The organism is Pseudoalteromonas sp. 2CM28B, from assembly GCF_023161935.1.
In genome coordinates, this window is record NZ_JALNTH010000013.1 from 68,653 (window position 1) to 91,469 (window position 22,817).

General features: G+C 39.1%; 13 protein-coding genes and 1 pseudogene. 8 read left to right on the forward strand and 6 right to left on the reverse strand.

What is annotated here, in order from left to right:
* Positions 1 to 179: 179 nt before the first annotated feature.
* The 3 genes from MTN96_RS17715 to MTN96_RS17725 are packed head-to-tail and all read left to right on the forward strand — an operon-like array spanning position 180 to position 4,819.
* Complete coding sequence (locus tag MTN96_RS17715; protein ID WP_248532394.1) at positions 180 to 2,240, forward strand: TonB-dependent receptor domain-containing protein; 2,061 nt, start codon at positions 180 to 182, stop codon at positions 2,238 to 2,240.
* A gap of 8 nt (positions 2,241 to 2,248) precedes the next feature.
* Positions 2,249 to 2,782, forward strand: a complete 534-nt coding sequence (locus MTN96_RS17720) for a YfiR family protein (RefSeq protein ID WP_095206797.1) — start codon at positions 2,249 to 2,251, stop codon at positions 2,780 to 2,782.
* A 3-nt stretch (positions 2,783 to 2,785) separates the two neighbouring features.
* Positions 2,786 to 4,819, forward strand: coding sequence for an EAL domain-containing protein (locus MTN96_RS17725; protein ID WP_248532395.1), 2,034 nt, complete (start codon positions 2,786 to 2,788; stop codon positions 4,817 to 4,819).
* A gap of 1 nt (position 4,820) precedes the next feature.
* Here the strand turns inward: MTN96_RS17725 and MTN96_RS17730 are convergent, their stop codons facing one another.
* The 4 genes from MTN96_RS17730 to MTN96_RS17745 form a co-directional block, all read right to left on the reverse strand.
* Positions 4,821 to 5,456, reverse strand: coding sequence for an isoprenylcysteine carboxylmethyltransferase family protein (locus MTN96_RS17730; protein WP_055255594.1), 636 nt, complete (start codon positions 5,454 to 5,456; stop codon positions 4,821 to 4,823).
* A gap of 98 nt (positions 5,457 to 5,554) precedes the next feature.
* Entirely contained in the window at positions 5,555 to 8,482 is a 2,928-nt protein-coding gene (locus MTN96_RS17735; RefSeq protein WP_248532396.1) for a TonB-dependent receptor, read from the reverse strand.
* A gap of 513 nt (positions 8,483 to 8,995) precedes the next feature.
* A complete protein-coding gene (locus MTN96_RS17740; protein WP_248532397.1) occupies positions 8,996 to 10,321 on the reverse strand; it encodes a PAS domain-containing methyl-accepting chemotaxis protein in 1,326 nt (441 codons plus the stop codon).
* 132 nt (positions 10,322 to 10,453) lie between these two features.
* Positions 10,454 to 10,708 (reverse strand): YfhL family 4Fe-4S dicluster ferredoxin, encoded by a 255-nt coding sequence (locus tag MTN96_RS17745; RefSeq protein WP_248532398.1) that lies wholly within the window; start codon positions 10,706 to 10,708, stop codon positions 10,454 to 10,456.
* Between the two features lie 174 nt (positions 10,709 to 10,882).
* Here MTN96_RS17745 and MTN96_RS17750 point away from each other — a divergent pair, with 174 nt between their 5' ends.
* The 3 genes from MTN96_RS17750 to MTN96_RS17760 all read left to right on the forward strand — a co-directional run bounded on the left by MTN96_RS17750 (position 10,883) and on the right by MTN96_RS17760 (position 15,331).
* A complete protein-coding gene (locus tag MTN96_RS17750) occupies positions 10,883 to 11,410 on the forward strand; it encodes an RNA polymerase sigma factor (RefSeq protein WP_248532399.1) in 528 nt (175 codons plus the stop codon).
* A gap of 63 nt (positions 11,411 to 11,473) precedes the next feature.
* Positions 11,474 to 12,451, forward strand: a complete 978-nt coding sequence (locus MTN96_RS17755) for a FecR family protein (RefSeq protein WP_248532400.1) — start codon at positions 11,474 to 11,476, stop codon at positions 12,449 to 12,451.
* Positions 12,452 to 12,475: 24 nt separating this feature from the next.
* Positions 12,476 to 15,331, forward strand: coding sequence for a TonB-dependent receptor (locus MTN96_RS17760; RefSeq protein WP_248532401.1), 2,856 nt, complete (start codon positions 12,476 to 12,478; stop codon positions 15,329 to 15,331).
* Here MTN96_RS17760 and MTN96_RS17765 read toward each other — a convergent pair.
* Positions 15,328 to 17,115, reverse strand: coding sequence for a metallophosphoesterase (locus MTN96_RS17765; RefSeq protein ID WP_248532402.1), 1,788 nt, complete (start codon positions 17,113 to 17,115; stop codon positions 15,328 to 15,330). The genes MTN96_RS17760 and MTN96_RS17765 overlap by 4 nt on opposite strands.
* Positions 17,116 to 17,295: 180 nt before the next feature.
* Here MTN96_RS17765 and MTN96_RS17770 point away from each other — a divergent pair, with 180 nt between their 5' ends.
* Both MTN96_RS17770 and MTN96_RS17775 read left to right on the forward strand, forming a co-directional pair.
* Positions 17,296 to 18,357 carry a Ca2+-dependent phosphoinositide-specific phospholipase C gene (locus MTN96_RS17770; RefSeq protein ID WP_248532403.1) on the forward strand — a complete coding sequence of 354 codons (1,062 nt, stop codon included), beginning with the start codon at positions 17,296 to 17,298 and terminating at the stop codon, positions 18,355 to 18,357.
* A gap of 21 nt (positions 18,358 to 18,378) precedes the next feature.
* On the forward strand, positions 18,379 to 21,102 hold the full coding sequence (locus MTN96_RS17775) for a TonB-dependent receptor (RefSeq protein ID WP_248532404.1): 2,724 nt from the start codon (positions 18,379 to 18,381) through the stop codon (positions 21,100 to 21,102).
* 133 nt (positions 21,103 to 21,235) lie between these two features.
* Here the strand turns inward: MTN96_RS17775 and yegQ are convergent.
* Positions 21,236 to 22,627, reverse strand: a pseudogene (gene yegQ / locus MTN96_RS17780) (tRNA 5-hydroxyuridine modification protein YegQ).
* Positions 22,628 to 22,817 lie beyond the last annotated feature (190 nt).

A 22,817-nucleotide genomic window follows, 5' to 3' on the forward strand; every position in this document is an offset into this window, starting at 1 on the left:
ACAAAACTTTAATAATTTAGCGTTAAATTTTAAAACATCCTTACTACTTAGTAATTTATGCTAGTTAGCCTAATAAAGTGTACTTTTAGCAATATAAAGTATGCTAATATTTTGTGATAACAAATGTTTTACAAAAATATATCCTGTTTTTGATTTTTGATCCCTGTGGAGAAACCTAGGTGAAAATACCTAAAAAGTTATTGTGCTCACTAATTATTGCCTCACCAATACTTGCTGCAGAACCATTAAACGACGATGACTTAGACCTTGACGCGTTAATGGGAATGGATGTTCAAGCAACTTCTGCAATGAAACGAGCACAATCGGCCTTTAACACCGCCTCTTCTATTTATGTGCTAAGCAAAGAGCAAATTACAAGCTCGGGCGCTACCTCTATTCCTGAGGCATTAAAAATGGTGCCAGGCCTTGCCGTAAGACAACTTGATAACAATCAATGGGCTATTTCTGCACGCGGTGTTGCTTCACGGTATTCCAGCAAATTATTAGTAATGATAGATGGGCAAAGCCTATATACCCCCAAATTTGCGGCTGTGTATTGGGAGTCGTTGCATGTGCCTTTATACGATATTGAACGTATTGAGGTTATTCGTGGTCAGGGCGGGTTGTTATGGGGTAATAACGCAAATAACGGCGTGATCAATATCATTACTAAAAATAGCTTAGATACACGCAACACTTACGCTAAAGCAATTACAGGTAATCAAATAAATGCCGACATAAGCCTTCGCCATGGTGGTGATATTTCTGATATTGGTAGTTACAGGGGCTACTATAATACTAAAAATACCGCACCTTCTAAAAAAGGCAGCCGCATTAAACCTAATGACTTTACTAAACAGCACGCTGGCGGCTTTAGAGCTGATTTTACGCCAAGCGATGAGTGGTCAATCCTCCTGCAAGGGGATCATACCCACACAGAGCACGGCCAAAACCTTACTGGGGTAGTAGATGCGTCTAACCGCAGTCAGCAATTTCCAACTATTGCAGATAGGCGCGATACACGATTAATGACCCGTGTTGAGCATCGTCTTTCAGATAATGCAAACCAAATGCTGCAAATGTCGTGGCTTAAACAACATGGTGAACAACCCTATATAAATGAAGATTTTGAATCGATTGACGTTGATTATCAAATGAACTTTATTGCCGGTGCACTCCAGGTAGATTGGGGGCTTAATTATCGATTTAATGATATTTCTTTTCAAGACAGCATTTTTATTAATAGCGATAAAGACCTAGAAGACCTTCATCAATACGGTGCCATGCTGCAAGCGCAATACAGTGTTATTCCAGATACGTTAAACCTCATTGTAGGCACAAAAATAGAGCATAACGATTTAACCGGTTGGGAAAACCAACCCCTTGCCCGCTTTACCTATCAGCCAAATAGCGAGCACCTAGCATGGGGTTCAATTTCACGTAGTGTGCGTATTCCTACATTAATTGAATTTAACGATAACTTTAGAGTAAATGGCCAAAAAATCTCAGATGTTATTGGCATGCAGTCGGGTATTGCTGAAATAGATCAATACCATATAGCTACATTTTTAAATGGTAACGATAACGTAAAAGCCGAAAATTATATCTCGTACGAGCTAGGCTACCGTATATCAAAGGCGGAGTGGTCTTTAGATGTTTCTGCATTTAATACGCAAGCGGATGATGTTGCCGTAATTAGTTTAAACCCCCATGTAGAACAATTTATACCTGCATTAAACTTTTACTTAGCCGGGGAAGTGTCACAAGCATTTGCGGCGCTTCAAACAACAAGCTTAGATTACGACTTTGTTTCGGTAGGTGAAACCACCACAACCGGCGGTGATTTATTGTTCTCGATGCAACTAATGGACGACTTAAGCAGCGAAGTTGGTTACAGCTATACAAAAATAGATTACGACTTACCTAATGCAACGCGCCCTACTATTGGCTACGACTCAGTAAACAGACAATTATTTACTAAACTGAATTACCAATTAACTGAGCAGCATTCTATTTTTGCCACGCTAAGAGCCGAAAACTCAAGTACTTACAATACAGATAACTACACCGCTGTAGACCTTACATGGAACTGGAAAATAAACAATAGCTGGGCCACAGCAGTATCAGGCAAAAATTTATTTGCAGGCTCACACATAGAATACGCCAATACTCGCGAAACATTTACGGTTCCTAATTACATAGACGAGTGTGTTACGTTTTCTGTTAGTGCAACATTTTAAGAGAGCCAATGCTTAAGCCTTTAAATCGATTGCTTTACCTATTTTTTTGCCTTGCGCTTTGTACAAGCTCAAGCGCGTTTGCGGTGCAAAAAGAATATGTGCTTAAAGCAGGCTTTTTATATAACTTTGCCCGTTTAGGGCAATGGCAATCTGCACCCGAAAACGGCTCCGACTTTTTAATTTGTAGCCCCGACAGCCAATTTATAGCAATAGCAAATGCCGCCCTAGAAAACAGAAAAGTACATAAACGCCACTTACGAAATAAACTAACTCCCCTCGAGGCAACTGCACTTGAGGGCTGTGATATAGTATTTATTACCGATAATACCTATAACATGTGGTTAGATGCCCACCCCGCGCTTAATTTAAAAAATACAATGATAGTTGGCGAAACCGATGGCTTTATAGCCGCACAAGGACATATTCGATTTTTTCTTTCAAGTAGTAAGGTGCGCTTTGAAGTTGCCCCAAGCAAGCTTAAAAAAGCAGGCATTACTATGAGCTCAAAAGTGCTGCGCCTAGCACGTGTAGTTGAGGGGTAAATAATGAAAAACTACTTCTCACTCAACTCAATGAGTAAAAAGCTGCTGTTTATTTTAATGAGCGTTGCGCTTATTTCTACCGCTACCGTTACTGCTGTTTTTAGCGCGTATGAGCTAAAAACCGCAAAACAAGAACAAACACAAAGCCTAAAATCACTCTCGCAAATATTAGCCCCCAATATTAGTACTGCTTTAATATTTTACGACACCGCCGCAATAAAAGAGCTGATTGAGCCGTTATTAATGCGCTCCGATATTGTATCGGTAGACGTGATAAACAATTTTAGCCAACAACTTGCAAGCGTAACGTCGCCTAAATACAGCCAAGAAAGCTCAGCCCCGCATACAATAGAAGTAAAAACACCATTAACAATTGACGCTCAACGCTACGGTACGCTGATTGTGCGCGCCGACGACAGTGACCTAAACGACAGAGCCGCTTTTTATGGCCGGTTTATTATTGTATTAATGATTTTTAGCTTTATTTTAAGTTTGCTTGTATCGCTAATGCTCAGAAAACGTTTTTTAAACCCCATTTTATATTTAGCACAAACAGCAGAGAAAATTACCTCATCTAACGACTATAGCTTACGTGCTAAAGAGCTTTCAAAGGATGAAGTGGGTAAGCTAACAAGCTGTTTTAATACCATGCTGCAAACTATAGAACAGCGCGACAACCTGCTAGAAAACCAAGTAAAACGAAGAACAAAAGAGCTCGAAAATGCCAATGTTCAGCTGCATCAATATGCCTATCAAGATGGCTTAACCGACCTACCTAACCGCCGTTATTTTTATGAGCACCTGCAACAGCTTGTAAGCACACCTGAACAACCATTTTCTTTGGTATTTATTGATTTAGATGGCTTTAAAGAAGTAAACGATAGCTTAGGCCACGACTTTGGTGATTTATTACTTCACGAAGTGGCTAAGCGACTTCGCCGATGCTTAAAACAGCAAGACATAGTGGCGCGCTTAGGCGGTGATGAGTTTACCCTAATACTCAAAGGAATAAGCGATACAACAGCGGTTTCGCACATTGCACACGATGTAATGAAAAGCCTGACCCGAACAATAACCATAAAAAACGAACATGTGCAGGTAACCGCGAGTATAGGCGTGGCGTTTTTTCCGCATGACGGCATATCGGTCGAAACCTTAGTTAAACGAGCCGACCAAGCGATGTATTTGTCAAAAAGTAAGGGGCGAAACAGGTTTGAGTTTTTCTCATACGAAATGGAAGAGCTGGCGATTGAAAAGCGCCGCCTTATAGAAGAAATACGCATTGGCTTAAATAACAACCAATTTGAACTTTACTATCAGCCAATATGGGACCCCCATTCACGTACGCTAAAAAAAGCAGAAGCGCTGATCCGTTGGAACCACCCAGAGCGAGGCATTATTGGCCCTGTTGAATTTATCGATATAGCAGAGCAAAATGGCTTGATAAAAGAATTAGGTGAATGGGTTAAATCGCAAGCTGTTCGCGATGCGGTGCAGTTTAATAAACTAAGCTATACACCGGTGCAAATTAGTGTAAATACCTCACCTTTAGAAATTGATCGCGACGGTGTTTGGGTTACCCAATGGGTAGAGGCGTGCAAACTTTATAATTTGCCACCTCATACTATATTAATTGAGATAACTGAAAATAGCTTAATGGACCCAGATAACGCGATTCAGCACCATTTAAAACGCCTTAATGCGCTTGATATAGACATTGCCATTGATGATTTTGGTGTTGGGTACTCTTCGCTTGCGTACTTGCAGCAGTTAGACATTGATATACTTAAAATAGATCAATCGTTTATACAAAATATTGAAGCCAATAGCAGCAGTATAGCGCTAATTAAAGCCATTATTACTATGGCGCATAACTTAGGGGTAGAAGTGGTCGCCGAAGGGGTAGAAACACCAACCCAACAAGCACAACTAATCGCGCTGGGCTGTGATTACATTCAAGGCTACTTATATTCTAAACCGCTTTCAAAGCAAGATTTTATAAATAGCCATCTGCAAATAAAAGCAACCGTTGAATAACCTACAACCAGCGCGGTACGGTTTGCTTATATTTTAGGTAGTCATTATTAAAACGCGTGACTAAATGCGCTTCTTCAACGGCTATTTGTTTATAAAGCGCATATAAGCCCACAGCAAGGCAAATTAAGCTAAATAAGCTTGGTAATGCTAAAAAGAACCCCAGCTGAGCAGTTGCCACACCGACATACATAGGGTTGCGCGAAAAACTATATAACCCGGTAGTTTTAAGCGTTTGAGGCCCATTTGGGTCTATACCCGAGCGCCAAAGTGACGCCATATGAAAATGAACAACCATACTGAGCACAAAGCCCGCCGTGAGCATAATATTGCCAAACATAACACCCGGCCACCCATTTAAGGTATAAAACATACCTAAGTAGTTATCGGTGGCAGGCACAAACACACGCAGCACACACACAAACCATATAGCAGCTCTAAAAAACTTAAACGCCATATGATTCCACCAGCTAGTACAAAACTTAGCGCCAGGAAAAATAACACCCGCAGGCGTTGAACGGTTTTTATAAATAATTCTAACGGTGTAAAACCCCGCCACAAACGTATAAAAAAGCGCTAAATACACACGCGTAAATTCGATTAGTGAAGCAGAATCATCTATAAACGGTTGGTAACTCATTAATTTATTTTCTTCATCCTTTTATAATAATTTCATCATAATAGTCATGCTATTCATTAACAAGGTTAGTGTGCTAAAAACGTATAGTGGGCTTTTATTTAAAAACTATAATTTATACCCGCGTAGTAGCGTCTACCTGAGTAACTTGAACTTAATAAACGCGCTTCGCTATCATCACCTAAACGCGTAACAGTTTCCGATTTAGTTAAGTTAATAACAGAGGCTGTTAAACTTAAGCCATCAGAAATATTAATTGCGGCATTTACATCAACTTGCTCGTAAGGATCTTGGTATACATTTAAACCGCTATTTAAGCCAAGTACTGTTTCGCCGCGTTTATTGTACGACGCGCGAAGAGTAAAGTACTCGCCTTCGTAATAAGCAGAGGTGTTGTACTGGTATTTAGCGCTTCCTATTAAAGGTGATTGGCCAAATTCTTCACCATTTACACTTACATCGGCTTTATTGGTTTTGTTATAGGTGTAATTAGCATAAAAACCAAAACCACCTGCAAATGCATGTTGAATAAATACTTCGGCCCCTTTTGATACCGCATCGGTGCCGTTACCCACTGTGCTGTATGGCGCAACGGTAATTAAACCGCTCTCTACTATATTTTCTTTGCCTGCAAACTCTTGCTGCATATCTATTACCAGCGGCACAACAAAGTTATCAACCTTTTTATGAAACAGCGCTAACCCCAATGCAGAGCCCTCGGCGTAATAATATTCAATAGATAAATCGGCCTGCACTGATTCAAAAGGTTTTAAATTTTTATTACCGCCACTGCCACTAAAACCTGCAAGCTCGTTGAATGCCGCTCTGTCTTCTGCCCATTCATTTGATACAAACGTGATACGCTGCTGCGAGCCTAAATCGCTGTAATCTGGTCGCGCCATCACTTTAGCAATAGCGCCCCTAATCACTAAATCGTCGGTGGCATCCCACGCTATGTTAAAGCTTGGCAGAATTTGTGTATCGGTATTTTTTTGTGTAACCAACTGATAGTCTTCTACAAAACGCGCATCGCCAGTTACCGGCTCGCCTGTTTCATCATTGGTGTGATCAAGTTGATAAGTATATAAATCGGTAGAAGAGGTTAAGGTTTTAGTTTGTACTACGCGCACACCTAAATTACCTCTTACTTCACTAAATTCAAAATCGCCTTGAATGTAAAACGCTGATATTTTTTCTTCAATATCGTATACAAAGTTATCTTCTATGCGGGTATAAGGCGTGTAGTTGTCGGTTACTAAATCTCGATATGTATCCCAATTTATGCTGGGCATTTGGTTTATATTAAACCCGCCAACTATATTGGTTTGATTAATAAACACATCCTCGGCAAGTGGCATACCGCCATTCCATTGGTAGCTATCAAATTGCGTTATACCTTGCTCACTCGCTTCACCTGCAGCAATATCAAAGTTAGGATCTAAAAAAAACGTATTGCCGGTCTCACGGTGTAAGTTGGCATGGCGATATTTAGCCCCGGTTCTAATCGTTTTTAAAAATCCCCAATCAACATAAAAGTCGATGTCGGCTTGATAATAATCCTCTTCGAGTTCGCTGCGCACAAAGCTTGAATTTGACGAACCAGCATCACGCCCACCGCCTAAGCCACTTTGCAAGTTAGCTAATGTGTTGGGATCAATACTCAGCGATACATTATTTTCATTTAAAGACCACGCAGCGCTTTGCGATGCGTTTTGAATAACGGTTTCGTTTTCACCGGCATTTGAGCTTTTATAAGCGGCTTCCCAGCTTTCTTCAGGGCCGCCCTCAGATTGAGTGTTACCAATAACAAAGCGGGCTTTAAAGCTATCGCCTTCGTAGGTTAAATTAAAATCGATAGTATCGGAGGTAGACTCTTCTCGTACATAACTGCCACGCATCCACGGAAATTGCATATCGTTTTCAACACCGCTAGCACTGGCATTGTATTGCATACCCGTTGCAATGGTGCCTGTTTCATCCAAGTTTACTGCGGTTAAAAAATCAGGGTTGAGTGACCACTCAGGAATATCAATGACTGATTCAGTTCTGTCTTGTCCGAGTGTAAAACCAAAGTAGTTAAACCCTAGCTCTAAGCGATTAGTTGGGCGCCATTGTGTACTAAATTGAATACCTTCACGCTCACGTTTTTCATTAAGCACTGAGCCACGTACAACTTGCGGAAACCACACGCCATCATAAGGATTACCGCTGGCATCACTTATCGTATCCCACCCGTTATTGTTATCAACGGCATTTCCATTAATATCAGTAGGTTGACCGCCACCAGTGTAACGCCATACATTTGCATCGGTGCTGCCTGTTAAAGTGCGATTAGTACGCTCTTGATAGGTATAACCCACTAATACGCCAAAGGTGTCGTTGTCATTTTTCCACGAATATAAGCCACTAAATTGCGGCTCGTACTCTTTTGTCACATCGGCGTAAGTAGATTCAACGTTAAATACACCTGAGTTTGCCTCCATGCTTAAAGGCTTGCGGCTATGCATTAATACTGTGCCGCCCACGCCGCCTTCATCTAAACGCGCTTCTGGCGATTTATACACTTCTACGCTCTCTATCATGGCAGAGGGTAGTAAAGTGTAATCGAACGAGCGAGAAGGCTCCCCGGGTGATGAGGCTATAAAATTGCCATTAAGCTGAGTAAATGTGAGCTCAGATGATAAACCACGAATACTCACCGATGCCCCTTCTCCGCCATCGCGTTCAATAACAACGCCAGGTACTCGCTGCAACGAATCCGCTACATTTTTATCAGGAAATTTGCCAATATCTTCGGCTGTAATTGCATCCACCACAGAGCCAGACATACGCTTAACATCTAAGTTCTCAGCCATGCTTGAGCGTATACCCCGTACCTCAATTACTTCCATATTTTTTTTAAGCAGTGTTTTAGCGTTTTGTGAGGCAGCATCATCAGCTAAGCTAAATGGGCTTGAGGTAATAAGTGATGCGCAAAATAAAGATTTGTATACTTTAGATAAAGGGTAATGACGTAGGCAATTAATCATTTTTTACAGCTATTCCATTTACATTGCTTAGGTTAAGCAAATCAGTGATCCATTAGCGTATTGCAGTACGTAATGGCAAATTGCTGCAAAGTTTACATGGCGAAACTTAATGTATTGTTAACGCCTGGCTTAATTTAGTCTCAACTGTGGTTAAAAAATGACTCACACCTTACTATTTAACTTTACTAGGGTTTATGCGCCCGTTTTTAAGCTATTTAATGCTAGCTAAGGTGAAAATAACACCTTGTTATAAAAATATTACTCGCCGCTTTACTTCACCTGAACTCTGGTTAAGAGACTTACTAATAGATTGAATTCCAGTGATAGTTAAATTTATTTTCTCTAGCCTGAGGTTTTCGATTCAACGCAGTTAGCGCTGAAAATAGCCGCCAGAGATAGGTTTATTATCCACAGTTCAAATTACTTAATATGTGCCGGTACGCACTCTTGTTAAAGCAGAAAACCGCTTTCGCGGTTTTATTTTATGCTTGTTGTTTTAACGTATTTACTCAATCAGTTATTAGAGTTTAATTGGCTGGTAAATTGGCCTACTGCATTAACCACTTTTTGGGCTCCATCTTGAATTTCTGCCATAACCTCGCCCGACTCTTTAGAAAGCGCTAAACCTTGCTCTGCTTTTTCTTTGCCTTGCTCAATAACCGCTACCGTACTTTGGGTTTGTGACTGATTACGCTGTACCACTTCCACAATTTCTTCTGTTGCTTTTGATGTTCTTGACGCTAAATGCCTTACTTCATCAGCAACCACGGCAAACCCGCGCCCTTGCTCTCCTGCACGCGCAGCCTCTATTGCAGCATTGAGTGCAAGTAAGTTGGTTTGCTCGGCAATACTACTTATGCTTTGTACTATGCTGGCTATTTGTTGAGATTGTTGATCCAGCGCCGAAATTTCGTTAGCTGCTTGCTCCATGTTTACAGCCAGCTCGTTCATAACAGATACGGTTTCTTGTAATACGCAGCTGCCACGCTCTGCGGTTTTATCTGTTTCTGTAGAGGTGCCATAGGCTATTTCGGCTGCTTGCGAAATAGCAATTTCACGGTTTACTTGCTCAGTAATTACGGTGGCAAATTTCATTACCTTATAAAGCTGATCCGCATCATTTGATATAGGGTTGTAGGTGGCTTCTAACCAAATTACATTGCCATATTTATCTATGCGTTTAAACCTGTCGGCAATAAATTGGCCTTGCCTAAGCTTGCTCCAAAACTGTTGGTATTCAGCCGAATTAGCTTCTTCGGTTTCACAAAACACCCGGTGATGCTGGCCAATTATTTCTGATTCACTGTACCCCATGGCTGACAAAAACTGATCGTTTGCCGTCAACACATGCCCCTGTAAATCAAATTCAATCACAGCCATAGAGCGATAAATCGCTTTTATTGTGTCGCTTTGTTCACGAGAGGTTGTAATGGTTTTAGTAAGTACAGTGCCAAACACCGAAAAATACAACAATTGATTTTGCTCACCCACCACAGGGTGCACAATTAATCTTAGCCACTCTGCATTGCCATCTTGGCGAACAAATTCAATAGCCCCACTCCAGTGGCCTTCTTTTTGGAATGCTTTTTCAAGTTCTTCGTATTCAGGTGATAACCGTGACTGTTCAGCAATAAAATCGCCTAGCTGATTATTTGTTAAATTATCTTCGTTATAACCTAATGCGTTTAAAAAGTTATCGTTAGCATGCGAAATTCGCCCATCATAAAGTACATTAAGTACCAGCATTTCTTTGTAAAGCCCTTCCCACACTTGCTCTAAAGGGTACAACTGGGCTTTTAAAGCGTCTATTTCGTTTTGCTTACCTTTTGAAAAAAACATTAATTTCCCTACCAAAAAACACTAAATCAAGTTACTTCCAGTATAGGAGGTATTAATGATAACGCGATAATTAATAAGTAGTTTAAGCTAATTTATTGCTAAACTTGTAAGCATATGTTCCTTTTTATGTGCTCAGCCTTCACTTTCAACTAGGTTTACATACTTTTGTGCGAGCTGCTCAAGTGACTCCCTATTTAAAGGATCGCTTTTAATGCAATTAATAGGGCACACTATGACACACGTTGGTTTATCGTAATGCCCTACACATTCGGTACACTTATCTGGGTCTATTTGGTAGATTTCTTCTCCCATAAAAATCGCGCAGTTGGGGCACTCATCTGCACATATATCACAGTTAATGCATTTATTATTTATAAGTAGAGCCACTTTTTAGTCTCGCTAATTAATAATTTATTTTATCCCCAAATTATGCACTTTATTAATATAGAACAATTGATCTTAATCAATTACTTTCTTTAAATTTACGCACCAACTTGCTTGTAATAAGCTGGTCATATTATTCGCTTATTATTTATTTAAAATAAAATTCTAGAGCGAGTAATGAAGACTTTTAAAAGCCCCCTGCCATCGAATTTAAATGCTTCTTCTGAACAGACCGATGTAAAAAATATTATTAGCCATATTCGTAAGTTCATTAGTCGCCGATCTAGCAATGCAGATGACATAGACGACTTAGTACAAGAGGCTCTATTAAGAACATTAACTAGAAATAATACATCGGAGATAGAAAACTTTCAGGCGTACATAAATCAAGTCGCAAAGTCTGTTATGTATAGTGATTGGCAAAAAAATAAAAGCCAACCAAATAATGCAGAAGATATTGAGCTTTTTACAGGTGATAATAGCGATCCAGAGGCGCAGTCAATTACAGAGCAAAAGCTCGAGCTTGTTAAAAGTGCGTTGGAAGAGTTGCCACCTTTAAGAAGAAAAGTATTTAAGCTTCGACGTATTAACGGATTAAGTCGCGAAGAAATTAGTCTGCAGTTAAATATGAGCCAAGAATCTGTAAAAAAACATATTACGCGCGCAATGATACAAATAACGCTTCACATAGAAAAAAATCAATAAAAATGTCCCCTTTATTACACTTTTACGCTCTTTATATTTAATCAACGCAGGTTAGGTTTTTTAATGAACGAACAACGCTTAGAACAGGCAGCAGATTGGCTAGACCGGATTAATGATTTAAATGATCATGACCGTGAAGAACTATCGCTTTGGTTAAAATGCGCAGAAAATAAGAATGCATTTGAAAAAATAGCCAATGTATTTGGCGATCCTGCTGTTAAACAAGCTCTATACATTTGCACTAAACAAAATAATTTAGCGACTCCAGAAATTGCGCCTAACACTAAACGCTCTAGACATTTCCCTGTGCTCGCGTTAGCGGCAAGCTTTAGCGCTATTGCCTTTGCAGTGTACTGGCTTGCTATATCTCAACAAGCGTTTACACCAACACCTATTGCAAAAACAGCAGTTGAAACTAACCTACCTCAGCTTTTAGTAGCACGTTTAGGCAAACGTGTATCTAAGTTATTAGATGACGGTTCATATTTACACTTAAATGCAGATAGTGAGTTGACTGCGCACTTACTACCACACTCTAGGCAAATCGAATTAAAAAAAGGACAGGTTTTTTTTGATGTAGCCAAAGATAAAACACGGCCATTTATAATAAATTCCGGACAAGCAAGTATTAAAGTACTAGGTACTTCTTTTGATGTAGAGCGCAATAAGGATGAAGTAGTGGTAACAGTGTACGAAGGCAGGGTAGAAGTCTCGGCCTTAGATAAAGTGATATTAACTCCCTCTCAACAAGCTGTTATAAAAAATGGACATATAGCTGTAGATTATAGCCAGCAGTTGGCACAACTCCCTGCTTGGCGAATGGGTTGGATTGATGCAAAAAAAGAACCTCTAACCACTGTTATAAAGCAATTGCAGCGTTATAGCCCTATGGTAATTAAAGTAGATAACGCACTCAATAATACTTTAATTAGCGGACGATTTAATCTCGAAACCCCGCAACAAAGCCTTATGCTGATAGCATCTACTTACAACTGGAATGTAGAAAAAAAGAACAACGAACTTCATTTAACGCGACCTTAAATGAAGTATGTTGATTAAACTCTTATGCTAAAACATGTGTGTACATTAAATAAACGTATTTTAGTGTACTTTTTTATTGCTGTTAGTTGCTTAACAGCAATGCCAAGTGCCGCAAAAAACATACATACGTTTGTTTATATACCTGCCGGTTCTCTCAGTGACAGCTTAAGAGAAGTAGCAAATGCGTATGCAGTCTCTTTTAGTAGTAACCCTTCACTTATCGACGACAAAACTACATCCACCTTAATTGGCGATCATACACTTGCTCAAGCATTAGATTTTTTACTAAGAGGCAGCGAGTTAACATATAAAATTCAAGACAAGGGTTTTGTTATTTTTCAACAAAAAATAACGACCAATAACGAAACACTTGAAGAAATAACAGTAAAGGGTATCCGCTATTCGTTGGCTCGCTCACGAAACTTAAAACACAATATTAAAACGATTAGCGAAGCAATTTCAGCACAAGATATTACCGATATACCAAATACTAACTTGGCTGAAGCCTTACAGTATATTCCGGGTGTAGCCATTACTCGCGAAGCTGGCGAAGGACGCCAAGTATCAATACGTGGCAGTTATCCTGATTTTAGTTTGGTAACACTTAACGGCATGCCTGTATTAGCGAATAACGATTCACCGATGGATAGCCGAGTGCAAAAACAGCGCGATCGTTCTTTCGATTTTAATATATTACCTGCCGAACTATTTAAACAAATTCATGTAATTAAAGCCTATTCTGCCGACAAAATAGCAGGTGGAATATCTGGTACTATGGCACTGAAAACTATAAACCCCTTAGATAATGAGGGGTTTAAATTTATTATTACCCCTGAGCTTGGCTACAACGACTATACAGGTACTGGCGCAACGCGTTATTCAAGCTTAATTTCTAACACCTGGAATAATTGGGGGGTACTTGCAAGCGTTGCGTACACAAACAGAGAATCGTTAGAGCAAGGCGCTAATACATTTCGCTGGCGAAATATTGCCATAGAAGGCGCTGATCTCTCGGCGTTAACTCAATCACAAGCTCAGTATTTAACTCAAGGCGATTATATAATCCCTCGCGGTAATCGCTACTCGGTATGGCAAGCAACCCAGCAGCGATTTGGGGCAAACCTATCTGTAGAGTACAAAAATGAAACCACCCATTTTGATTTTGATATGCTCTCAGGGTTTTTAAAAGGTGATAGGCATGAATATCATTTATACCCTAGAGGGGATCAGTCAACGCCTATAATTAAAGGGCTAACAACAATTAAAGACATTCAAGCTAATAAAAATAATGAGCTTGTGTATGCACGTTATGAAAATGCAAGAGTCGCTACTGAAAGTAGAGCCCAAAAAATAAAAACGGCATATCAGCAAGGCGTGCTCTCGCTTACACAACAAGTAGATCAAAATTGGAAAATAAACGCCATATTAGGAAACGAGCGCTCAAAGTATGACATTCCTTTCAGCAATAAGATTTATACCCAAGGTGTAAGTGACGTTACAATTGATTATCGTAAAACGCCATTTTATGCAGATATTAAGTACAGCGAAAACTTAAAAAATCCGACAATGTGGCAAATGCATCATGGTGATATAGAGCAATACAATTCAAATAGTGAGTACACCTTCGCAAAATTAGATTTTCAATATGACGTTAATAGTTTGATAACTCTTCAATTTGGGGCTGACTGGACTCTGTTTGAAAATAAAATGAATAACGCACAGCAAAACGATATTTTTTTTAATGAAATACCCGATACACCACAACAATTAATTGACCTTCCTGCATCGTATGTTTCATCGCAAAATGCACATAAAAAACAGCAGTGGTTAAAAATAAACACGAATGAGGCACTCAAGCTTTATGGCATTGACCCATTTAATGTACAAGCCAATAATTTTTTAATCACGACTAAAGCTGAACATATAAAGGAATATAGCAGAGGTGCTTATACTCTATTGAGTACAGAGCAAGAAAAATGGGAGGCTCATATAGGTGTACGTTACCAATCAGAATCTATAACATCTTACACTCAAGCGCCTTACTCTCCGATTTTGTATAGTCTATGGCTTCCAACTTTTAATGGGTCATATTTTATTAACGATAATTGGCGATTTCGTGCAGGACTTTCTAAAAACTATTCAAAACCATTACTAAATTCACTCAATTTTGATGGCTCAAACGATACCCCCAATAGTACAAAATACATATTTAACTCAAATCTAAAACCTTACTTATCTTATAATAGCGATATTTCCTTAGAGGCTGATTTTAGTAGTCACAGTTCGTTTAACATATCACTTTTTTATAAAGATCTAGAGGATTACATAGTCACAACACAAGCGCCTTTATTTGAAGATTCGCCGCCTACAACCTCCGATAGTCAATTACTTTGGCTAAGTAATGCAGAGACGGCCTATCAGTGGGGAGCCGAGGTAAGTTTAAACTACTTAATACATAATTCTGATTGGGGCATTAATATACAAGCTGCTTATAATAAAGGTAAAGTCACCTATTACGACTCAAATAATGGCACTGCTTTATTTAAAAAAAACCTGCCTTTTTTATCTAAAATTACCGCATCAAGTATGATTTTTTACGACCACCCCAAATTCAATTTTAAACTCGGCGCTATTTTTAGAGATAAATATTTAGTGCGTGCTGGCAGCCTTTTACTCGATGAAAACGAAACCGGATTTATGCCGACCACCTATTGGGATGCAAGTGTAAATTATTATTTTTCTAATTATTGGAAACTTAAATTTAGCGCATTTAATCTCAGTAATGAACAAGAGCGACAATACAGTAATTCAACCCTCAGAGCTTACAACTCAACCACAAGTGGACGTACCTTTTACTTAGGGTTGAGTTATCAGTATTAAATGATTTTTCCTGTTTTTAAATCAACGCGGAAATTCTCCCCCTGGGTATGTTGACTAAATTTTGCCATTACTTTTATTAACAGGGCTAAGTATTGCTGTATTTGCGTATCTGTTTTACATGTCGATTGTGCTAAAAAAGTATTTAGTTGTTGATAAGTAATACGCTTTTTAGCTGTTATATCTGCTGTTACATCACCATTTCGTAATAAATAAAAATCTTGAAGCCATTCTTTTGTCGATACAGCTTCAAGCTGAGAGAGCAAATTAGGCGGTGCTTCATTTAAACATTGCATATTTATAAACCAATCGGCTAAATGATGATTGTCATTTAACCATGCCACTAAATTTTTAGGCCAATCGCGTTTTAAAAAACGCTGTTTAATCAGCCCAAATAAATGTTGCTTGGTAAAATCACCATAACTCTTTGAGTTCAAAATAGTGCGGTCAAAATTACTAAGATTATGCAAGTTACGATACTGCCATTCCTTTTCATATAAACTAAATAAGTTATTAAAACCCGGCACATCGTCTAATGTATGAGTACTAATAAGCGCGGTTTGCTTAGCTAAATTTAGCTCTACAACTTTATAGGCCGCTTTGTAAGCCGCTAAACTTGGCACTTGCACATTAACTAACTGGGAGTGCTGATTACTGGTTATCAGCGCCGTATCATTTAAATGCATATGCCCTGCAAAATGGAGCGTTAACCCTGTATCTGCCAGTATTTTTGCTGTACGTGGTGTTGGCACTCTTGGTAGAGAAAAATGACCACGGCTAAACACTTTATGTAATTCGTCATTTGCATTGTCGTAAAACTCCCCCATTGGAAAGTGACTAAATGCAACCAGTGTTTTATTTTGAGTTTTGGCTCTTTTTACAACCGTTTTTATCCACTTTAACAATAGAGGCTTTGCATCAATTAAAGCATTATAGCCGGCACCAGACGACCCTTTAAAAGTGAGCGGTGAGTTTTGCCATTGCGGTGCATACACATTGGCATCAATTGCCATTAACCAAACCCCTTTTATAGGCTCAACTAAATAGCTCGCATCGGGCATGGTGATACAGTGTTTTTTGTTATTGGGGTTACACCATATAAACTCTTGGTTTTTATAAGGTGTTTCATATAGCACATCACCTTTATGTTTACTAAACCCAAAGTCATCGAGTGTGCTTAGTATTTCAGCGTATCCCCAGTTTTTTAAACCATCATCACATACTGCCAGCTTAGCCATACACTTTTCATGTTGATAACTATAAACACCAAACTCTTTACCTTGCGCCATTAAAAAGTCCGCTTTACCTGCCGGTGTTGTATATGGTTTTACGGGATCGTGATTACCCGGTATGGCAAAAAAACGCATTCCATATTTCTTTTCATAATGACCTAAAATACGCGCCAGTGCCCGCACATTAATAGGTTGGCCATCATCAGTAAAATCGCCAGGTAAGGCGACTAGTTTTATTTTTTTTTCGGCTAGTTCATCTAATACATGTAAAAAAACAAAATAATTTTCATTAAAAAGACGTGTTGAATGGAGCTGGGCAAGCATACTACGCACTAGTAATGGTTGCTTTGAGGTAACGTCCTTTGGGAGTTCTATATTATCTACGTCATGTAAATTAGCAAAAATATCATGTAGATGAATATCGGCTAAAAAGGCCACTTTAACCGTCTCCATCTGCGGCGCACTTTTAACCTCAAAGTACTCAATAGCACTTACTTTGCATGTAATACATAACCCAATCCATAGTGCTAACCATAGTACTTTGACTCTAATCATGATGGCTTTATCCCGTTTTTATTTCACTTATTATTTAGAGCGCGGTAATGGATAAAAGGGGACATAAAATTTTATAAACATGCTTTTCTATTATGAAACTTTTATTAAATGCATATTTTTGTGTCCCCTAATTTATAAATGCTCGCTCTTAGATAGCAAACTCAACAATTGAGACGTGCTATGCCATTTTTTATTTTTATTATTTTTGCAGGTTATGTAACCAGTGTTAGCGCTAAGCCATTAAACACCCTGCAAATGATTGGTTCACATAACAGCTATAAAAAAACATTAAACGTAAGCGTTAAACATAAATTAAATGATTTAAGCCCCAAGCTAATGGCCCGTATTGATTACGGTCATTCATCTATTATTAAACAGTTAAATAGCGGTGTTCGCCATTTAGAAATTGACGTTTTAAAAGACCCTAATGGGGGTTTATACATAAAACCTTGGGCTAATACTTTTGCAACAACGCCTTTGTTTAATGAGTTAGAAAAAAAGCAATTAGCAACGCCAGGATTTAAAGTAATGCACATTCCCGACATTGATGTGCAAAGCCATTGTGTGTTGTTTAGTGGCTGTTTAAATACACTCAAAGCATGGTCAGAGGCAAATCCGCAGCACTTTCCAATTGTTGTAATGCTTAATGTAAAAGAAACACGGTCTGATTTAATTTTAGGAACCCAGCCACTTAAATTTACATCGAAAGATTATTATTTACTCGATGAGTTAATTCAAAAATCGTTACCTAACTTATTATTCACGCCAGATGATTTACGCAAAACGCCATTATCTTTAAACCAAACCGTCGTTAAGTTTGGGTGGCCAAGTACACGTGCCTTAGCAGGTAAGTTCATATTCTTATTTGATGGCAATACACAACAATCCGCACTTTATAAACAAAATAGGCCTTCGTTAAAGGGGGCTAGCATGTTTGCTCATTATGATGAAAACCAGTCCGAAGCTGCTTTTATGATTGTGAACAACCCTATACGCGACTTTTATAAAATTCAGCAACTTGTATTAAAAGGCTACATGGTGCGTACCCGCGCAGATGCAAATTTAAGTGCCACTAATTCGCAACGAACAATGCAGTTTAATGCTGCAAAAAATAGCGGCGCACAAGTAATTTCAACCGATTTTATACCCGGCTCGCCACAGCAGGCGCGCTTTAACTATGTGGTGCAATTTGACGAAGGTCATTTAGTGCGCACAAACCCTTTTATTAATAATCAACTTTAAATTAAAAACCAAGGAAACATCATGTTGAACAAACCATCTCGTACGCTTTTAGCAACGGCTATAATGAGTTCATTAGGCGCGTCTAATTATGTGTATGCAGAACAATCTGCGCAAACAGAAGTGGAAGAAATTGTTGTACAGGGTTATCGCAACAGTTTGTTAAAAGCAAAAGATTTAAAACGAAATGCTGTGGGCGCACAAGATTCTATTGTGGCTGAAGATATTGCAGATTTTCCCGATCTAAATCTAGCAGACTCACTACAACGTGTACCTGGCATTGCCATAACTCGAGAAGGCGGCGAAGGCCGACAAATTTCGTTACGAGGCTTGGGTCCAAACTTTACACAAGTACAACTCAACGGTATGGAAGCTTTAGGTACATCGTCTTCAGCAATGGATAGCCGAGGTTCAGTAAGTCGCTCTCGCGCTTTTGATTTTAATATATTTGCGTCTGAGTTATTTCAACGCGTTGATGTAAAAAAATCATTTTCTGCCGAAATGGATGAAGGCGGCATAGGCGGTACTGTTGGGCTTCATACAGCTAAACCATTTGATTTTGATGGTTTTAATACTGCTCTATCAGGTCAACTTGGCGATAACTCACAAACCGATGATGTTAGCCCACGAGTTGCAGCGCTTATCTCAAATACATGGGATGATAAATTTGGTGCATTATTTTCAATTGCATACAGCAAACGTGATGTAAATGAACAAGGTTACAATACGTATCGTTGGCGCAAAAAAAATGCATCTGGCTCAGATATATCTGAACTATCAGATGAATTACAAGATAAAATTAACAACGAAGAAGTGAGCTTTTCACGTGGTAGCCGCTATTCATTATTTGAAAATGAACAGGAACGTTTAGGGACGACCCTTGCTCTGCAATATCGCCCAAATAATAACCTTGAATTTAGTTTTGATGCTTTATATGGTGAACTGAATAATGATCGCAGTGAATTCCACTTACAAAACCGAGGCTCAAGCTCAACAGCTCTTGGCTGTACAGGCCCTGCTTATAACAACGAGCAGGTATGCTCAAAGCTCACCACACTTGAAATAAATGAAAATAACGACGCTATCTACTCAGTATACGAAGATGCCGCAATACACTCAGAAAGCCGCAGCCAATATGCAGACACTAAAATAAGCCAATTTGTATTAAAAAGTGACTGGCAAATTACAGAAGATTTAAATATGACCGCTCTCGTGGGGCGCTCAGAAACCAAATTTAATACCGGGAGTGTTAAAGTTTATCTAGAAACATTTGGTGATGAAACAATTGATTACCGCCAAGATGCTTATTATGGTGAAAACACATACGGGTTTGAGCCTACAGACAGTAGTTTATTTCGTTATCACGAAATTGATATATCTGAAGAAGAAATAACTAATACATTCGACTCTATGAAATTAGATTTTAATTACACACTAAACAATGCTTCAAATATAAAGTTTGGTGTATCTAATAAAAAGTTTGAAAGTGAAAACGGTGAAAGTAAATCTGACAACATTAACCGTAGTGACTGGGAAGATGGCGTACTGGATGACACGGTAGATTCAAGCCTTACATTTACCAATACCGCACACAATAAGCAACAATGGGTAAGTGTTGATGTACTAGGCACTCTAGCGAGTATGAATATCGACCCTAATTTAGATAACCCTGATTTTACCGATAACGTACAAGAAAAAACCTTTGGCGCTTATTTGCAGTACGAAGCTGAATGGGAACTAGGCTCAGGTTACTTAATGGGTAATGCGGGTGTGCGTCATTACGATACTACTACCAATGCTATAGGGTTAATAAATGGAGAAGTAGTTGACGTTGAAAATACCTATTCAGGGTTACTACCCGCTATAAATTTAGTGTGGGATAGTAATAACAGTTTAGTGCTACGTGCAAGTTATGGCGAAAACCTCACCCGCCCTTCACTCGCTGCATTAGTGCCAACAGGTGTAGTACAAAATGATGCCACATCAACCAATGGCCTAAGTATCAGTTCAGGAAACCCAAACCTTAAACCATACGAGTCAGTTAATTTCGACTTTTCAGTTGAATATTACTTTGAAAATATAGGGTATGCAGCCGTAAGTTACTTCCATAAATCTATCGATAACTTCATTATCACCGAAACATATGATATTCCATACAGCCAGACTGGCTACCCTGTTAGTTTACTAGGCGACGTAGACGAAAACGGCAACCCACAAACAGCAAATACTGTTTTTACCGTTATTCAGCCACAAAACTTAGATGAAAGTGATATTAGTGGCTGGGAACTGGCTTTTCAACGAGATCTCGACTTTTTACCTGCTCCACTTAATAACTTAGGTGTTATTGCTAATTATACCTTTGCTGATGGTGAAGCGCTTTACCGTAATGTGGGTAACTCAGGTGTTGATCAATATAAATCGTTCCCAGGGCTTTCAGAACACTCTGGTAACTTTACAGTATATTACGATTCTGACTCATGGGGCGCACGTGTTGCAGCCGCTTATAGAAGTGACTATATTGCAGCGGTACAAGCGGGTAACGGCGATGAAGACGAAAACGGTTTTCATGCCAGCACATACATAGATGCATCCGCTTTTTATCAAGTAAATGAAAAGCTAAAGCTCACTATAGAAGCCAGTAATTTAACTAATGAACGAGAAGAGCAATATTCAGACTCTAAAAATCGTTTATACAACACAACGATTAATGGCCGTACTGTTTATTTAGGAGCAAGTTATCGCTTCTAAATTATAAAAATGAGGCTCTATTTTGTGTAGAGCCTTATTTTATTTTTAATCGATTTATTGTCTTCAGTGCAAGTCAGGTTGCTCAGTATGAAACTATGATATTAACGTTATCTTTAAAAGCATTTAATCATTATTAATTCGCTACTGCATGCTTATGTGGGTTACGTGTATCTTGGTGCTCATCTAAATTACGCATCAATATAGCGTGCTCTAAATTAATACCTTCATCTAACTGAACTTTTACAATATGCCCAGAGCCTTTGGCATCACTAATACTTTCGCCCTTTTTGTTTTGCATGTATTTAAGCTCAAACGTAATGTTTCCTTGTGGTGTCATAAGCTCTAAAGAATGCCCAACGCAGAATTTATTTTTTACCTCTATTTCAACTAAACCATCAGCATAGCGCCCGATTACTTCCCCAACAAATTGCTGCTTAGTTGATACAGAGTGACCGTATTCATAGTTTTGATAATCTTGGTGGGCATGGCGCTTTAAAAAGCCTTCGGTGTAGCCTCTATGCGCTAAGTTCTCAAGTGTTTTAAATAAGTGAGTATCGAATGGTTTACCCGATGCCGCATCATCTATGGCTTTACGGTATACTTGCGCGGTGCGCGCTACGTAATAAAACGATTTTGTCCGCCCTTCTATTTTTAAACTATGTACACCCATTTTTGTTAACTGCTCTACGTATTGTACGGCGCGCAAATCTTTTGAGTTCATAATATAGGTGCCGTGTTCATCCTCAAAGGCTGGCATGTATTCACCTGGGCGACCTTGCTCTTCAAGCATAAATACATCATTGCTTGGTGCGCCTTCGCCAAGAGTAGGAATTACCTATTTCGGATCAAACTTATGCACCATTTCGCCCGTCTCGTTTTCAACCCCAGGTTTTACATCGTAATCCCAACGGCATGCATTGGTACACGTACCTTGATTTGGGTCGCGCTTATTTATATAACCCGAGAGTAAACATCGTCCAGAATAAGCCATGCATAATGCACCATGCACGAATACTTCTAGCTCGGTTTCTGGACACTGTGTGCGTATTTCCTTTATTTCTTCAAGCGATAGCTCGCGAGATAAAATAACACGCTCAATACCTTGTTTTGCCCAAAACCGCACACTAGCGTAATTAACGGCATTTGCTTGCACCGATAGGTGAATAGGCATGGCTGGCCACTTTTCACGAACAAGCATAATTAAACCCGGATCGGACATAATCAGCGCATCGGGCCCCATTGCTATTACTGGCTCAATATCACGTAAATACGATTTAACCTTAGCGTTATGCGGTGCAATATTTGATACCACATAAAACTTTTTATTTAATGCGTGAGCTTCATTAATACCTATTTGTAAGGTCTCTAAGTCAAACTCATTATTGCGCACCCGCAAACTGTAGCGAGGCTGGCCGGCGTAAACGGCATCGGCCCCATAAGCAAAGGCGTAACGCATATTTTTTAAACTGCCTGCAGGGCACAACAGTTCGGGAATAAAAGAAGTTACAGAAGAAACAGCTGGCATATGCGCTCCACACAGCTAACCGAGTATAAGTCGGTTGCATGATTAATTAATTTACAAGCGCGGCATTATAAATGCGACAAACATTGTGCTTTTGATCAAGATCATAAAACTGCAACCAAACTGGTTTTTAATAAAATTAGGTTTTTTCAATTAAAACGCGTATAATTCGCGCCCGTAAATATTCACACTT

Coding starts and splice junctions, on each gene's coding strand:
- MTN96_RS17755 (WP_248532400.1), top strand. CDS start 11,474: ATGAACGAACAACGCTTAGAACAGGCAGCAGATTGGCTAGACCGGATT.
- MTN96_RS17740 (WP_248532397.1), bottom strand. CDS start 10,321: ATGTTTTTTTCAAAAGGTAAGCAAAACGAAATAGACGCTTTAAAAGCC.
- MTN96_RS17725 (WP_248532395.1), top strand. CDS start 2,786: ATGAAAAACTACTTCTCACTCAACTCAATGAGTAAAAAGCTGCTGTTT.
- MTN96_RS17730 (WP_055255594.1), bottom strand. CDS start 5,456: ATGAGTTACCAACCGTTTATAGATGATTCTGCTTCACTAATCGAATTT.
- MTN96_RS17750 (WP_248532399.1), top strand. CDS start 10,883: ATGAAGACTTTTAAAAGCCCCCTGCCATCGAATTTAAATGCTTCTTCT.
- MTN96_RS17765 (WP_248532402.1), bottom strand. CDS start 17,115: ATGATTAGAGTCAAAGTACTATGGTTAGCACTATGGATTGGGTTATGT.
- MTN96_RS17770 (WP_248532403.1), top strand. CDS start 17,296: ATGCCATTTTTTATTTTTATTATTTTTGCAGGTTATGTAACCAGTGTT.
- MTN96_RS17735 (WP_248532396.1), bottom strand. CDS start 8,482: ATGATTAATTGCCTACGTCATTACCCTTTATCTAAAGTATACAAATCT.
- MTN96_RS17775 (WP_248532404.1), top strand. CDS start 18,379: ATGTTGAACAAACCATCTCGTACGCTTTTAGCAACGGCTATAATGAGT.
- MTN96_RS17720 (WP_095206797.1), top strand. CDS start 2,249: ATGCTTAAGCCTTTAAATCGATTGCTTTACCTATTTTTTTGCCTTGCG.
- MTN96_RS17760 (WP_248532401.1), top strand. CDS start 12,476: ATGCTAAAACATGTGTGTACATTAAATAAACGTATTTTAGTGTACTTT.